This is a genomic window from Shewanella japonica (assembly GCF_002075795.1).
GTDB classification, from domain to species: domain Bacteria; phylum Pseudomonadota; class Gammaproteobacteria; order Enterobacterales; family Shewanellaceae; genus Shewanella; species Shewanella japonica.
Genome location: NZ_CP020472.1, coordinates 3677904 through 3693728 on the forward strand (window position 1 = coordinate 3677904; position 15825 = coordinate 3693728).

At 40.9% G+C, this 15825-nt stretch carries 12 protein-coding genes; 5 read left to right on the plus strand and 7 right to left on the minus strand.

Going from position 1 to position 15825, the window contains the following annotated elements; genetic code table 11:
- Positions 1–158: 158 nt before the first annotated feature.
- Complete coding sequence (locus tag SJ2017_RS15805; RefSeq protein WP_055023767.1) at positions 159–1796, minus strand: CTP synthase; 1638 nt, start codon at positions 1794–1796, stop codon at positions 159–161.
- Between the two features lie 277 nt (positions 1797–2073).
- Between SJ2017_RS15805 and SJ2017_RS21605 the strand changes: the two genes are divergently transcribed.
- A complete protein-coding gene (locus SJ2017_RS21605) occupies positions 2074–2259 on the plus strand; it encodes a hypothetical protein (RefSeq protein ID WP_167692933.1) in 186 nt (61 codons plus the stop codon).
- 90 nt (positions 2260–2349) lie between these two features.
- Here the strand turns inward: SJ2017_RS21605 and mazG are convergent, their stop codons facing one another.
- The 3 genes from mazG to rlmD form a co-directional block, all read right to left on the minus strand.
- The gene (gene mazG, locus SJ2017_RS15810; protein ID WP_244899810.1) at positions 2350–3189 is read right to left on the minus strand and encodes a nucleoside triphosphate pyrophosphohydrolase; all 840 of its coding nucleotides are present in this window, start codon (positions 3187–3189) and stop codon (positions 2350–2352) included.
- Positions 3190–3400: 211 nt separating this feature from the next.
- Positions 3401–5608 carry a GTP diphosphokinase gene (gene relA, locus SJ2017_RS15815; protein ID WP_055023765.1) on the minus strand — a complete coding sequence of 736 codons (2208 nt, stop codon included), beginning with the start codon at positions 5606–5608 and terminating at the stop codon, positions 3401–3403.
- A 335-nt stretch (positions 5609–5943) separates the two neighbouring features.
- Positions 5944–7317, minus strand: a complete 1374-nt coding sequence (gene rlmD, locus SJ2017_RS15820) for a 23S rRNA (uracil(1939)-C(5))-methyltransferase RlmD (protein WP_055023764.1) — start codon at positions 7315–7317, stop codon at positions 5944–5946.
- Positions 7318–7436: 119 nt separating this feature from the next.
- Between rlmD and barA the strand changes: the two genes are divergently transcribed.
- The 4 genes from barA (at position 7437) to recN (ending at position 13799) form a co-directional block, all read left to right on the plus strand.
- Positions 7437–10250, plus strand: coding sequence for a two-component sensor histidine kinase BarA (gene barA / locus SJ2017_RS15825; RefSeq protein WP_478007858.1), 2814 nt, complete (start codon positions 7437–7439; stop codon positions 10248–10250).
- Entirely contained in the window at positions 10240–10851 is a 612-nt protein-coding gene (locus SJ2017_RS15830) for a YjaG family protein (RefSeq protein ID WP_065108626.1), read from the plus strand. Before barA ends, SJ2017_RS15830 begins: the two co-directional genes overlap by 11 nt.
- A 183-nt stretch (positions 10852–11034) precedes the next feature.
- Complete coding sequence (locus tag SJ2017_RS15835) at positions 11035–12000, plus strand: AEC family transporter (RefSeq protein ID WP_080916363.1); 966 nt, start codon at positions 11035–11037, stop codon at positions 11998–12000.
- A gap of 140 nt (positions 12001–12140) precedes the next feature.
- Entirely contained in the window at positions 12141–13799 is a 1659-nt protein-coding gene (recN, locus tag SJ2017_RS15840; protein WP_080916365.1) for a DNA repair protein RecN, read from the plus strand.
- A 76-nt stretch (positions 13800–13875) separates the two neighbouring features.
- Here recN and SJ2017_RS15845 read toward each other — a convergent pair whose 3' ends face one another.
- From SJ2017_RS15845 to nusB, 3 genes are all read right to left on the minus strand, one after another.
- On the minus strand, positions 13876–14367 hold the full coding sequence (locus SJ2017_RS15845; RefSeq protein ID WP_065108629.1) for a phosphatidylglycerophosphatase A family protein: 492 nt from the start codon (positions 14365–14367) through the stop codon (positions 13876–13878).
- Entirely contained in the window at positions 14367–15323 is a 957-nt protein-coding gene (gene thiL, locus SJ2017_RS15850) for a thiamine-phosphate kinase (RefSeq protein WP_055023758.1), read from the minus strand. The genes SJ2017_RS15845 and thiL overlap by 1 nt, the downstream gene beginning before the upstream one ends.
- An 89-nt stretch (positions 15324–15412) precedes the next feature.
- Positions 15413–15817 carry a transcription antitermination factor NusB gene (gene nusB / locus SJ2017_RS15855; RefSeq protein ID WP_080916366.1) on the minus strand — a complete coding sequence of 135 codons (405 nt, stop codon included), beginning with the start codon at positions 15815–15817 and terminating at the stop codon, positions 15413–15415.
- Between the last annotated feature and the right edge of the window lie 8 nt (positions 15818–15825).

Consider the following 15825-nt stretch of genomic DNA (forward strand, 5'->3'; position numbering starts at 1 on the left):
TGAATCACTATTGGTATTTCACTTTCAGTTTGGTAATTTAAAATCAATTCGCAGCATAGCATAGACCTATTATGTTAGCGCAGCAACTATCAAAGCGCACAAGATTGTCTATGGACAAAAAAAAAGCCATTGATGTTGGCATCAATGGCTTTCATTATTTAGCTAGCATCACCTTTTTGATGGGCAGCAGCGGCAGCTACAAACCCTTCAAATAGTGGGTGGCCATCACGTGGCGTCGAGGTGAACTCTGGATGGAATTGACCCGCAACAAACCAAGGGTGATTTGGCAGCTCGATCATTTCAACTAACTTGCGGTCAGATGAAAGACCGCTGAATACTAATCCTGCTTTCTCTAAGCGCTCAACGTAGTTGTTATTCACTTCAAAACGATGACGATGACGTTCAACACACGTATTCGAATTATACGCCGCTGCAGCTTTAGAACCTTCCAGTAAATGACAAAGCTGAGCGCCTAAACGCATCGTGCCACCTAGATCTGACTCTTCATGACGCTTCTCAATATTACCTTCTTCATTGATCCACTCAGTGATCAAACCAATAACTGGGTGGTCAGTTGAAGAATCAAATTCTGTTGAATGCGCATTTTCAAGGTTCGCAACGTTACGAGCAAACTCAATCAATGCCACTTGCATACCTAAACAGATACCGAAATAAGGTACGTTATTTTCACGGGCGTATTTAGCAGCATAAATTTTGCCTTCAACACCACGTTCACCGAAACCACCAGGAACCAAGATACCGTCTAAGCCTTCTAAAACTTCAGCACCTTTTGCTTCAACAGTTTGTGAATCTACGTATGTGATATTAACGGTTAAACGATTTTTCAGGCCAGCATGTTTTAATGCTTCATTAACTGACTTGTAAGCATCAGGTAATTCAATGTATTTACCCACCATACCAATAGTGATTTCACCTGTTGGGTTAGCTTCTTGGTAAATTACATTTTCCCACTCAGATAAATCTGCTTCTTTACAATCAATACCAAAGCGCTTGATAACTAATTCATCAAGACCTTGCGAGCGAAGTAACGCTGGGATTTTGTAGATACTGTCAACATCTTTAAGCGAGATAACGGCTTTTTCTTCTACATTACAGAATAGCGAGATCTTTGCTTTTTCATTCACAGGGATCGCACGGTCACCACGACATACAAGTACATCTGGCGCAATACCAATTGAACGCAACTCTTTAACAGAGTGCTGTGTAGGTTTAGTCTTAATCTCACCTGCAGCACCTAAGAAAGGCACTAAGGTTAAATGCATAAATAAAGTGCGATCACGTCCTAGCTCTGCACTTAATTGACGAATAGACTCTAAGAAAGGCAATGATTCAATATCACCCACAGTGCCACCAATCTCTACGATAGCAACATCATGGCCTTCACCACCTTCAAGTACTTTCTCTTTAATCGCATTAGTAATATGCGGTATGACCTGAATGGTTGCGCCTAAATAATCACCACGACGCTCTTTACGTAATACTTGCTCGTAAATACGACCAGTAGTGAAGTTGTTACGACGGTTCATTTTGGTACGAATGAAACGCTCATAATGACCTAAGTCTAAGTCAGTTTCAGCACCATCTTCAGTCACGAATACTTCACCGTGCTGAGTCGGGCTCATGGTACCTGGATCAACGTTAATGTATGGGTCCAGTTTCATAATGGTTACATTGAGGCCACGCGCCTCTAAAATTGCTGCGAGCGACGCTGCTGCAATGCCTTTACCTAGTGAAGAAACAACGCCACCAGTAACGAAGATATACCTTGTAGTCATGCTGAACCTGAGAATGTGAGTTTGAAAAATACGTGCTTGTAAGAAAGCACTAGGACGGGGCGACATTCTACCAAATTAGCCTGATAACAACAAACAATAAACTCATTAAATTGATATAAAACTTATGCTCACTGTTTTAGCGAGCCTGTTACCCATCTATCCCCGCAACAAAGTTTAATTTAACCAATTGATTCTATTCTTAGTGGTGCGATTAAACACGGCAATAAGTAAAATTCATTGCCTCAGCTGTGAATGCCACACTTTATTTCAAATACTTATGGCCATAATCTATTCCAATATCTTTTCCACAAGTACCTTAGTCACAAGTACCTTAGCCGCCAGTTTCTTAGCGCATAATGGTTTAACGCCCAGTATTTTAACGACTGATGCCTTTGGGACTGATACCATAATGAATAATGACTGTCGTTATCTTTCAACTTTTGACTTAATTAATGCTAAATAATGGGCTCATCGTTGTTAAGTTCATCGTTGTTTAGCTCAAAATTGTTAAGTTCAATCTCTATAAACAACTTTCTCTTATTCAAGCCTGCAATTATTTGCTTCGCTCGGTTTGCTTAACGGTATCCCAATATGCGTCTAGCTCTTCGAGTGTATGCTCACTCATGGGTTTTGTACTTTTTTCAGCTAAACTTTCAACACCTTTAAATCGACGCTCAAATTTTTGATTCGCTTGTCGTAAAGCAGATTCAGGATTAACACCTAGATGCCGCGCCATATTGGCTACAGCAAAAAGTAAATCCCCCATTTCATCAACCACTTTAGCTTGGTAGATTTCTGGCTCAGCTTGTAAATGTTTCGCCTCTTCCATGACTTCGTCTATTTCTTCATGGACTTTAGCGACAACAGGGGCTAAATCAGGCCAATCAAAGCCGACTTTTGCAACTCGTTTTTGAATTTTAATCGCGCGATTTAACGCAGGAAGTGATACTGGAATATCATCAAGTAGAGAAAACTGCTGTTTTTGTTCACGCTCTGTTTGTTTAATCGCCTCCCAAGACTGTTTGACTTTTTCGGCGTTGTCTATTGCCGTGTCATTGTTAGTTGGCACAGTGTTAGTAGGCGCACTGTTAGTTGAACCTAGCTTTAGAGCGCTTTGTTGATGAAATACATGCGGGTGTCGGCGGGTTAATTTATCGCAAATTTTATCTACTACGGTGGCAAAATCAAATAAACCCTGCTCTTTTCCTAATTGACAGTAAAACACCACTTGAAATAACAAGTCGCCTAGCTCATCTGGTAATGATGTTAAGTCGGCTTGCTCAATGGCATCAGCGACTTCATAAGCCTCTTCAAGCGTAAACGGCACTATGCTCGCAAATGTCTGTTGTTTATCCCATGGGCATCCCGTTTCAGGATCTCGCAGTTTTTCCATTATGTTTAACAATGGTTGAATAATGTTTTTTGGCTGGCTTACTAACAGGGCATCTAATTCAGCAGAATCTGGAGTTTGTGACATGGTAAATACTCTTTTGCGCGTTTTAAAAATGGGACAAACAGTAAACTAAAGCTATGAAAGAAAAAGGTGGTAAACCAGTTGATTTACCACCTTAATTAAAACGTATCACTTTCAACTAGTCGAATGATTATAAACGTCTTGCTTCAATCACACCCTCTATCTGACCAAGCTTAACTAATATTCTTGATAAGCCATCTAAATTATACAGTTCTAATTCAAGGTCGACTGCAGCAGTTTGATTTTTTTCATCCGATGTTGAGCTCATCGCCATCACATTGGACTTTTCAGCCGCAAGCACCGTTGTGACGTCTCTTAACAAGCCGCTTCTATCGTGAGCGCTCACTTGGACTTTAATGCGATAACCACCTGAATAGTTCTCGCCCCAAACGACCTCCACGCTGCGCTCAGGGTGAGCACGCATTAACTCTTTAACTTGTGAGCAATCACTACGATGTACCGATACGCCACGCCCCATGGTGATATAACCAAATATTTCATCTCCAGGAACAGGTTTACAGCAACTTGCAATGTGGCTTAATAAATTGCCTACCCCATTAACTTCGACCTGACCTTTGCCTTTGCGAGCAGGCTTTGTATGGGAGCGTTTAATGATTTCTTCGACAATTTCTTGTTCTGTACTCGGCTCTTTACGCAAGCTAGTTTCAACAAAGTTGACCACTTGGTTTAAACGTAAATCCCCCCCACCTATCGCCGCTAACATGTCATCCATAGAGTTCATGTTAAAACGCTCAACCGCAACTTGAGCATCTTTAAGTTTCAGCGACACTCTTGCTAGTTCAGCCTCTAGTAATTCTTTACCTGCAACCATGTTTTTGTCACGGTCTTGTTGTTTAAACCAGTGCTGAATTTTAGAGCGTGAACGAGATGACTTAATGTAGCCTAAGTTAGGGTTAAGCCAATCGCGTTTCGGGTTAGGGTGTTTTGAGGTGATGATTTCAATTCGTTCACCGGTCTCAACTTGGTATGTAAACGGCACAATACGCCCATCCACTTTAGCGCCAATACATTTGTGACCGACATGGGAGTGAATGTAGTAAGCAAAATCCAGTACCGTGGAACCTAGCGGTAAATCGACTACCTCACCATTGGGGGTAAATACATATGCTCGGTCTTCGAAAACCTGACTGCGCACTTCTTCGACAAGGTTGCCAGTTTCAGCCACATCCTCTTGCCACAATAAAATCTTACGTAGCCAGTTAATTTTTTCTTCATAGCCACTTTGTTTACCACCAGCAGTACCTTCTTTATACTTCCAGTGAGCTGCCACACCGAGCTCTGCATCTTGATGCATGGTTTCTGTGCGGATTTGTATTTCAACGGTCTTGCCTTCTGGGCCCACAACCACAGTGTGGATAGATTGATAGCCATTAGGTTTTGGGTTTGCGACATAATCATCGAACTCTCGCGGAATATGGTGCCACAAGGTATGCACAACCCCTAAAGCACCATAACAGTCTTGCAAGCGATCAGTGACAATTCGCACCGCTCGTACATCAAATAGCTCATCAAAGGTAAGGTCTTTACCCTTCATTTTTCGCCAAATACTGTAAATATGCTTTGGACGACCGTAGACTTTAGCGCGAATATTATCTTTATCTAAACGCTCTTGCAGCTGAGTAACAAACTTATCGACAAACACTTCTCGATCGACACGTTTACCGTCTAATTGCTTAGCAATATCTTTATAAACAACTGGGTGCAGGTATCTAAAAGAGATGTCTTCTAGTTCCCATTTAAGTTGGCCGATACCTAACCGGTTGGCAAGAGGGGCATAAATATCAGCAACTTCACGCGCAATCAAAACCCGAGTTTCTTCATCGCCATTTTTGACTTCACGAAGTAAACGTAACCGCTCAGCAAGTTTTATTACTACAGCACGAACATCTTCGACCATAGCCAATAGCATTTTACGAATATTATCAATTTGCGGTTCGGCTGCACGAGAATCTTGGCTGACTTTTAGTGCACCAATGGCTTCCATGGTGACAACACTCGCCACAAGTTTACTTAAACTTGCACCAAATTTTTCTTCGATATCCTCAATGGATAATATGCCTTCATCATGAACGATAAAAAGCAGTGAGGCCTGCAGGGTTTCGATGTCCATGTTTAAAGGGGCAAGAATCTCGACCATCTCTCGTGCTCGGTCAAGTAATCCACGATGAACATCTGGCGTTGCGGTTGGCAAAGCATCGAGCTGTTGAATAAGTTCCAGCAACATTTGGGCTTCTTCGGCGTTTTCTATATAACGCTTAACCCATTCATCGATATTAAAATCTGATGAATTGAAATGTGCTTCTCGGACTGAGACCATAGTAAACTTCCTTTTCGGTACTTATTTTACCCTTACAATGAAACAAGCAATATCAACAAAACTAACGCAGCGCATTTCGCCCTGCACAGATAAAAATAGTCATCTTGAGGGTTGAGTATTTTATGTCAAATTAATATTACTCAATTTACAAATTCTTACGTAAAATTCAAATTTCAGCTTATTGTTTGGCCAAAAGTGAGTTGTTCTGGGTATTGGCGACACGTAATATCAATAATAAATCATCTAGAATGAATTTAGTGTTACGTGAGCAACATTCCCCAAAAACCTTTAGCCAATAACCAAAAAATGAGCCGACTTGCTTTGGCTGGTTCAACTTAGCGAGTTTCAAATAATGCCATCGCTTCAATATGATGCGTTTGTGGAAACATATCTAACATAGTCAATTTACTCAATTGATAACCTTGCTCAATTAACACCTGACTATCGCGCGCTAAACTCGCTGGGTTACAGGATACATAGACCACTTTTGCAGGTTTCATTTTAGATAACCATTGCAAACTTTCATATGCACCGGCACGAGCCGGATCGAGAAGTAATTTATCAATTTGTCCTAACCAGCTTGCCTCAGATAAATCAGCACTTAAATCGGCATGGTAAAAATGAATATTGTTTAATTGGTTTTCTTTCGCATTTTGATTGGCTTGAGCCACCATTTCAGGCACGCCTTCAACCCCAACTACATCTGCGGCTTGTAACGCCAATGGCAAACTAAAATTACCTACCCCACAAAACAAATCTAAAATTCGTTCATTTTCTTTAGGTGCTAACCACTCAATAGCTTGAGCAACCATCTTTTGATTAATATCCGCATTCACTTGCACAAAATTACCAGGACTGAACTGGCACTGAACTTGGCCTTCAGCTAACCGATAAAAAGGTAATCTAATATGATTCTCAGTAATGACATCGGCTGGAGGCTCATCTGCCACAAACAGAGACTGTAATTGACCTTCATTATCTTGAGTTAGCAAATGAATCTTTTGCGCTTTGGCAAACTCGATGAGTAACTGACTATCACTTTCTTTCAAAGCTTTAGTGATGCGTAATACCGCAAACACGCCATTTTCTGCTTCAGTTAACTCCACATGCCCTAACGTTGTCTTAGCATGAAGTTGATTAAGTAATGCGGTAAACGGTGTAATTAAATTTGATAATGACTTCGCTAATACATCACATTGTTTTATTTGCACAATATTATTGCTATTGGCAGCACGGAAGCCTAATTCGAGCATTTTTGATTTCTTATTAAACAGCGTAGCTAGCCTTGCTCTTCGGCGATAATGCCAATCTTCACTGACGACAGGCTCAGTAAGAATACCGTCTTCGACATCTACTGCCAGTTTGCTCATTAAATTAGTTAAGGCAGCTTGTTTATGTTGACGTTGTGCATCTATGCTTAAGTGTTGTAAATCACAACCGCCACACTGTTGATAATGTGGACATTTTGCTTTGGCACGATTTGGTGTTTTTTCGTCTATACCGATTAATTTCGCTTTAGCGTATTTTTTCTTTTGTTCTGTTAGCTGTACCGTCACTTTTTCACCAGGGAGCGCACCAGGTATAAACACGACCTTACCATTATGCTGTGCTATACCAGCGCCAAGGTGATCAAGTTGTGTTACCGTTAAACTCAACTTAGCTGATAACTGCTTCGTTTTGTTCGGTTTTGCTTTAAAAAATTGCGCCATTTTGGCCTCTGGTATGGAATAAAAAACTGGTCAAGAGTGCTCTATTTCTGGCAATCTAGACAACATATTTGATAAAAGTCTTTAGGAATAATTACTTCACGATGAATAATGCTAACAACATGACCAAATACAGCCTCCGTTCGTGGGTGCTTGTACTTGCGTTAGCGCCTACCGTGATGGTGGGTATTCTACTTGGAAGTTACTTCACCATAAACCGTTTTTATGAACTTGAAGAAACCTTAATCGCCCAAGGCCGTAGTATTGTCGAACCATTGGCTATTGCAAGTGAATTTGGTCTTGTCACCGAAGATAGAGAAGCCACTAAACGCTTATTAGCCGCATCGCAATTAAACAACTCCTCTTTGATTCACTCTATCGCCATTTTTGATAGCGACAACCAACTGTTTGTCACCTCGCACTACCATAAAGATTTCGAAAGTATGCGATATCCACTAGCGCTGAGAAATTTAATCGCCAGCCAATATGAAACCATAGACGATACTATGGTCATTCGTGTGCCTATTTTATCCCATACCGGTATTGCGCCCAAAACCAATAACTATATTGCAACAGCCTCTCCTGCTCCGACAGGAACTAGCGTTATCAATAATGCTGAAGGTCAGCAAATACTGGGCTACATTTCAATATTATTAAACAAAGAAAATGCATTATTAGAACAACATCGGGCAGCGATAGCGGCTTTTGTTATTGTATTAATCGGGGTGCAGTTAAATCTATTTTTCACCTTTCGATTAGTAAAGCATGTGAACTACCCAATTACAGAAATGGTTCGGGTCGTCGCAAAAATCCGTGAAGGAAAGCTCGATACTCGCCTTGAGGGACAACTTATCGGTGAGCTAGATTTACTGAAACGTGGCATTAATGCCATGGCAAGCTCCTTGTCTGAATATCACGATGAAATGCAGCAAAATATTGACCAAGCGACTTCTGATCTACGTGAAACCTTAGAGCAAATTGAGATTCAAAACGTTGAGTTGGACTTAGCTAAAAAACGGGCGCTTGAAGCTAGCAGAATAAAATCTGAATTTTTAGCAAACATGTCTCACGAGTTACGTACTCCGCTTAATGGTGTCATTGGTTTTTCTCGACAACTGATTAAAACGCCCCTGCACTCTAGCCAGCTTGATTACATCAAAACCATTGAAAGAAGTGCCAGTAACTTACTCGGCATCATTAATGACATTCTTGATTTCTCTAAACTCGAAGCGGGTAAAATGGTCCTTGAAAAAATGCCTTTTGCTTTGAGAGAAACCATTGCCGACACCATCAGTATCGTGGCGGGTAGTGCCCATGAAAAAAGCATTGAATTAGTTGTCGATATTGATGACAACGTGCCAGAAAGTGTCAGCGGTGATGCAATGCGCGTAGGTCAAATCATGACAAATTTAATTGGTAATGCGATTAAATTTACTGATGAAGGCAGTGTGATTTTAAAAATGCATTTAGTTGGCCAGCGAGATGAAAACATTACCTTGCGCTGCGAAGTGATTGATACGGGTATCGGTATCGATGAAGGCCAACAAGAATATTTATTCCAAGCTTTCGGGCAAGCTGACTCGTCTATATCTCGACGCTTTGGCGGTACAGGATTAGGCTTAGTGATTACCAAACGCTTAATCAATCAAATGGGCGGACAAATCGGTTTTACCTCTACGCCTAATAAAGGGTCGACTTTCTGGTTTATGCTGCCGCTTGAGCTAAGTCAATTCCATATCGGTGAAGTATTACACTTAGAGTCTTTGCGGGATAAAACACTATTACTGTTTGAATCACGAGAGCTCACTCGTGATACCTTTAATCGCCGCTTTGAAGCTTGGGGAATGCATTTAACGTCTGTTGGACAACTACCACATTTAGAAACCACATTGTCTTCGAGTAAAGTGCACTTCGATTATGTTCTTTTAGGCTGCCATGGCTTTAAAGATAATGAGCAATTACTCAGCTTCTTAAAACTTGCTCGTGAAAAGACAGCTTGCTTGGTGTTATTGCATGACGGTATCGAGCAACAAGAAATCTTAAACCAAGGATTAAGACCTAATACAGACATACTGTTGAGTATGCCGGTCAGTGACTATGATTTAGCGAATCAGTTGATACATCCACCAACGCAAACAGCGTTATTAACTGAAACATTGCCTGAAACAGTTTATGAGCGTAAAAACCTTAATGTTCTGGCCGTTGATGACAACTTAGCGAACCTTAAGTTAATTGATACCTTACTGAAAGAACTCGTTGTGAATGTGGTATCAGTGAATAACGGTGATGATGCGATTAAGTACGCTAAACAACAAGTATTCGATGTCATCTTTATGGACATTCAAATGCCTGGCACAGATGGCATCACGGCAACCAAGTTGATTCGTCAAGAGTCACAAAACCGCAATACGCCAATCATTGCCGTCACTGCCCACGCAATTGCAGAAGAGCGAGAATTAATTTTAGGTAGCGGCATGGACGGTTATCTGCCGAAGCCGATTGATGAGGCAGCCCTTAAAGGAGTTATTGATCGCTGGATCAATAAACCTAAGTTTACCCATTTTGATATGCACACTTTAAATTGGGAATTATGCCTTGCTCAAACGAATCAAAAACCTGATTTAGCCCTCGAAATGCTGCAGATGTTAGTTGATTCATTGCCTGATAACGTTGTTAACATTGAAACAGCCCTTAAAACCGTCAATAGCGAACTCATGTTACAGACCGTGCACAAACTTCATGGGGCAAGTTGTTACTGTGGTGTACCTAACACTCAGAAGCTTTGCCAAGAAATTGAGTCTGCGCTGAAGCACAAAACCAGCATTGAAGATCTTGAACCAGAAATACTTGAGTTACTTGATGAGTTAACTAAGGTAGAATCAGCAGCAAATCAAGTGATATCACAGTTATCAGCGGATGTACCCAATGAGTCATAAACCCGGTTTTTTTAAACGTTTAAAAGCGTTGTCTTTACCTCAAAAGCAATTATTTGCTACCGCACTTTGCCAACGCATGTTGCCAAATTATCAGTTATTTTCTGAAGTTTGCGAATTTGGCGAGCCAAAAACACTCAGCACAGTCTTAGAGCTATTGTGGCAATCTCAATACGATAAAAAACTTAAATTTAACTATGACATTCATTTACAACGCTTAGAAGACAACACCCCTGAGCCAAGTAACTTTGAAGCATACGGAGTTTACCCAGCAATGGATGCAGCTGTCGCGTTAACCACCTTACTTGGCGGTATTCAGGGTAAAATTGAAGAAGACATTACTAACATCAGTAAATTATCTTCAAGTACAGTAGCCAACTACATTGAAGCTATCAGTGTTGATGAACTTCAAGATGAATTAAACGAAGAAGTCGTAGAAGAGTTTGTTTTCGCACATCCTGTGATGCAGGAAGAAAAAGAACTACAAGGGATGCTACTGGATATTATTGAAGCTAACCCTAAATTATCAGCTGAATTCGTTAAAGAGTTACGTAAAGAAATAGTCGACGCTGGTGTTTCTAATATTGGGATCAGTGTTCAGTAACTGAGTTTTTTGTTAGGAATATTTATTGGCAAGATTTATGGGCATTCAGCCTATAGATAAACTTTGAGCTCACTCGTTCGTGCGCTCAGAGTTGCACTTGCATCATTAACTTATTCGCCAACCCAATGACTGTCAAATCAACAATGTCATTGACTTCCAATAGACACACATAAGGAGAAGATGATGGCCAACATTTTAACTCCCCTTATTGCTGTCTTTGGCATCATGTTGCTAGGCTTTATTGTTCAAAAGCTAAAAGTGCTTCCTCATGATACCGACTTTACATTAAACGAATACGTCTATTACGTGGCGTTCCCCGCTATTTTATTCATTGCGTTAGCCGAAACCGATATACATGAGATCATGCAATGGGGCTTTATTGCGGCCTTTGGTATTGCAATGGTTGTGACCTATTTCATTACGGTGCTCATTTCATCTATCGCAGATAAAAAACAACCGGCACTAGCCGCTATCAGAGGGTTAAATACCAGCTTTGGTAATACCGCATTTATTGGTATTCCACTAATGATGATGCTTTATCCAGATAACAATCACGCAATCACAGCTGCTGCTATTGCGAGTTTGTTATCTGTCATTATGTTTGCCTTTGCAATGGTCAATATGGAACTTGCCATCAATAAAAAGCAAAAACGACACCCTGTGCATATTATGTTGAATGCGTTAATTAGTAATCCCATTGTTATTGGTTGCACTTTAGGAGTCATGGCATCAGCTTTGTATATCCCAATTCCTGATAGCATCAGCATGATGATGAGGTTAATTGGCAATACCTCAAGCCCATGTGCGCTGTTTGCGATTGGTATGGTTCTCGCTAAAGCAATGCATGGAGGTACAGAGCCTGAAACACCACCTCACCATCTTGCAATCGAAATGGGCATATTAAATATACTTAAACTCGTGATTCAGCCATTGATTGCTTATGGTTTACTACGCTATTTTAATGTCGATAACGAGTTACTTATCATGGGGGTCATCTTAGCTGCATTACCAACTGCAGCAAGTGTTTACTTACTCGCACAGCGTTATCAAACCTATGGGTTATCGAGCGCTAAATGCATCTTGATTAGTACCCTTGCCACCTTTATTAGCCTTCCCCTGATTGAACAATTACTTGAACAGCTCAGCTAAATACTAAACTTCTTGCTGCTAAAAACTTCCGCATAAATACAACTCAAAAAAATTAGCAACCAGCACTTTACTGTATATAAAAACAGTGTAGACTGTTTATAAATACAGTGGTTTGGTGTTTCTTTACACAGGGATTGATTATGCTTTGCCAATTAAGCATTAATAATTTTGCGATTGTACGTTTTCTTGAACTTGACTTTAAAGCCGGAATGACCAGCATCACGGGGGAAACTGGTGCCGGTAAATCTATCGCTATCGATGCGCTAGGCCTATGCTTAGGCAATAGAGCCGATGCCAATACCGTTCGCCCTGGGGCAAACAAAGCGGAAGTTTCTGCACGGTTTTCGCTTGAAGATGTGCCGTATGCTAAACGCTGGCTTGAAGATAATGATCTTGATGTCGATGAAGAATGTATTTTACGTCGAACGATTAGCGCCGACGGTCGCTCTAGAGCCTACATTAATGGTAACCCTGTCCCACTCACTCAACTTAAAGCACTAGGACAATTATTTGTCGGAATTCATGGGCAGCACGCTCACCATGCCATGCTTAGAAGTGAGCATCAACTTACCTTACTCGATAGCTATGCCAACCACAGTATCCTTATCGACAATGTGAGTAAAAGCTATCAACGCTGTAAGCTCATTGAAAATGAATTAAAACAATTACAGTTAAACCAACAAGAGCGTATTGCCCGCAAACAACTTCTACAATACCAAGTCGAAGAACTGGACGAATTTGCTTTAAAGCCTGGTGAATTTGAGCAAATAGAGCAAGAACACAAACGCTTGGCTAACGGCAGTGATTTAATTGAAAATTGTCAATTAACGCTTCAGTTGCTTAGCGAAGATGATGAGCACAATATTGAGTCCTCATTAAATCGGGTGATAGGTTTTGCCGATCAATTACAATCATTTGATCCAGCATTGCAAAGTGTTGCAAACATGCTCAATGAAGCCTTAATTCAGGTACAAGAAAGTACCAGTGAAGTTCAAGACTATTTAAGCAAAATAGAGCTAGATCCCGAACATTTTGCATTTTTGGAACAACGAATTTCCAAGGCCATGCAACTGGCGAGAAAGCATCATGTTCAAACAGAACATTTAGCTGAACACCATCAAGCATTAGCCATAGAATTAAAAGAGCTAAATAACGATGCAACTCGACTAGATGAGATTCAACAGCAAGTTGACGACAGTAAACAAGCTTATATTAAAAGCGCTCAAAAACTCAGCCAAAGCCGACTTCGCTATGCAAAAGAGCTTAATAAACTTGTCACTCGTTCGATTCATGAATTGAATATGCCTAAGGGTAAATTTTCTATAGAAGTCAATTTTAACCCAGACATTCAATCTGTTACTGGTAGCGATCAAGTTGAATTTCAAGTGACCACTAACCCAGGACAACCCCTTCAACCGATTGCAAAAGTCGCTTCTGGTGGTGAGTTATCACGTATTGGTTTAGGTATTCAGGTTATTACTGCGAAAAAAGTTGCCACCCCGACACTCATATTTGATGAAGTCGATGTCGGTATTTCTGGGCCAACTGCGGCTGTTGTAGGACGAATGCTGCGCAGTTTAGGGGAATCTACTCAAGTTATCTGTGTGACCCATTTACCTCAAGTAGCAGGTAATGGTCACCAACATATGCTGGTGAACAAGTTTAGTAAAAGTGGTGGCACTGAAACACAAATGAAACCCCTTGATAAAGAGCAAAGGATCAGTGAATTAGCAAGGTTATTAGCTGGTGATGTTATTACAGAAAACACACTTGCTAACGCTCGAGAGCTACTTCAATAGCTAAGATAGTAAAGTGCGCACTAATCACTAAAAAGCCCACCAATTGGTGGGCTTTTTAGTGATTATCAATCATGACTTATACGAAATAATAGATAAGCTGCAGACAGATTAATGCAAAAAAGCCTGCTAAAACATCGTCAATCATAATACCAAAGCCGCCATGCACTTTGGCATCTAGCCAACGAATAGGCCAAGGTTTCAAAATATCAAAAAAACGGAATAGTGCAAAACCAATGACTAACCATATTAAGCCCGCTGGGGCAGCTATCATGGTAATCATTAAGCCAGCAACCTCATCCCAGACAATGGCGCCATGATCATGGACTCCCATGTCTTTGGCTGCTTTATCACATATATAAAAGCCAATAAGCGTACTTAACACAGTGATAATAATAAATGCGGTTAAGCTAAGGTGCCCCATTAAGTAAACTAATGGCACTGCTGCTAATGTACCGAAAGTGCCGGGGGCTTTAGCTGCTAGCCCACTGCCAAACCCAAGTGCTAGGAAATGCACTGGATTTTTAAGTGATAATTTTTTTACCGCTGGATCGTTTGATAATAGATTCATTAAAAGTGCTCAAAACTTTTTAGGTCTAGCTCAAATGGTTCGCCATTGGATACCAACCTTAATTTATCACCCGCGCATATTTGTCCAATTTTGACAAATTTAACACCTGCGTGAATTAAGGCTGTATCTAAGGCGCCCCGCTGTGCTTCAGGTACAGTGAAAAGAAGCTCGTAATCTTCGCCCCCAGTCAAAGCATAATTGATTGCTTGCTCTGGCCCCACTGAGCCAACCAATGAAGTCGATAACGGTAATTCATTGACATCAATGACGGCTCCAACGTTTGAAGCTTTTAATATATGAGCAATATCGGAGTTAAGACCATCAGATAAATCAATTGCACTGGTTGCTAATGAACGCAGGGCTTGTCCAGCCAAGATCCTTGGCGTTGGATGATAATGGCGATTAATCAAAAACTCTTTAAACTGAGGGTCAACATCTTGCTTACCTAGCAAAATATCCAAGCCTAATGCGGAATCACCTAAGGTACCAGTGACATAAATCCAGTCACCGATTTTTGCACCACCACGAGTTAAGGCTTTACCGGTAGGAACTTGACCATGGATCGTGATATTGATACTGCGAGGACCACGAGTAGTATCACCACCAATCAAGCTCACACTGTAGTATTCCGCAGCTTCAAACAGCCCTTCACTAAACTGCTGTAACCAGTCGTTATCAACATCAGGCAAGGTTAACGCCAGGGTCATCCAAGCGGGATCTGCTCCCATTGCAGCTAAATCAGATAAATTTACAGCCACTGATTTATAGCCTAACTCATGCGCAGGCATTGAAGGTAGGAAGTGAATATTTTCGACGAGGGTGTCACAAGAAATTGCAATAGATTTGTTTTCAGCTGGTTGTACTAATGCACAGTCATCACCAATGCCGAGATGAACATCACGACGTTTCTGACCTTTATCACGGAAAAATTGTTCAATAAGTTGGAATTCTTTCACGATAAAATTGGTACGGTTGCCCGCCCACCTACTGTTATAGAAATCGGTAAGCCATACAAAAACGGTATCCGAAGATACCGTTTTATTTATTACTTACGAGTAACAAGCTTATCTAGCATACCATTGACAAACTTATGACTGTCATCGGCACCAAAGGCTTTCGCTAATTCGATACCTTCGTTGATAGCCGCTTTAAATGGCACATCTTTACGATAAGTGAGTTCATACGCAGCTAAGCGCACAATGGCTTTCTCAACTGGCGATACGTCTTCAATATCACGATCTAAATGTGGCTTTAAAAGCGCATCAAGTTGAGTCGCTTTTGTTGCTACACCTGATAGCAACTCACGAAAATAAGCTACATCAACACCGTTAATGTTTTGCTCAGTTAAAAATTCGTGTTCAACGTCAGCAACGTTATTTTGGCTTAACTGCCACGAATAGATAGCTTGAACAGCTAAACGGCGTGCCTTACGGCGCTCTGAAGGCTTCATTACTTTTC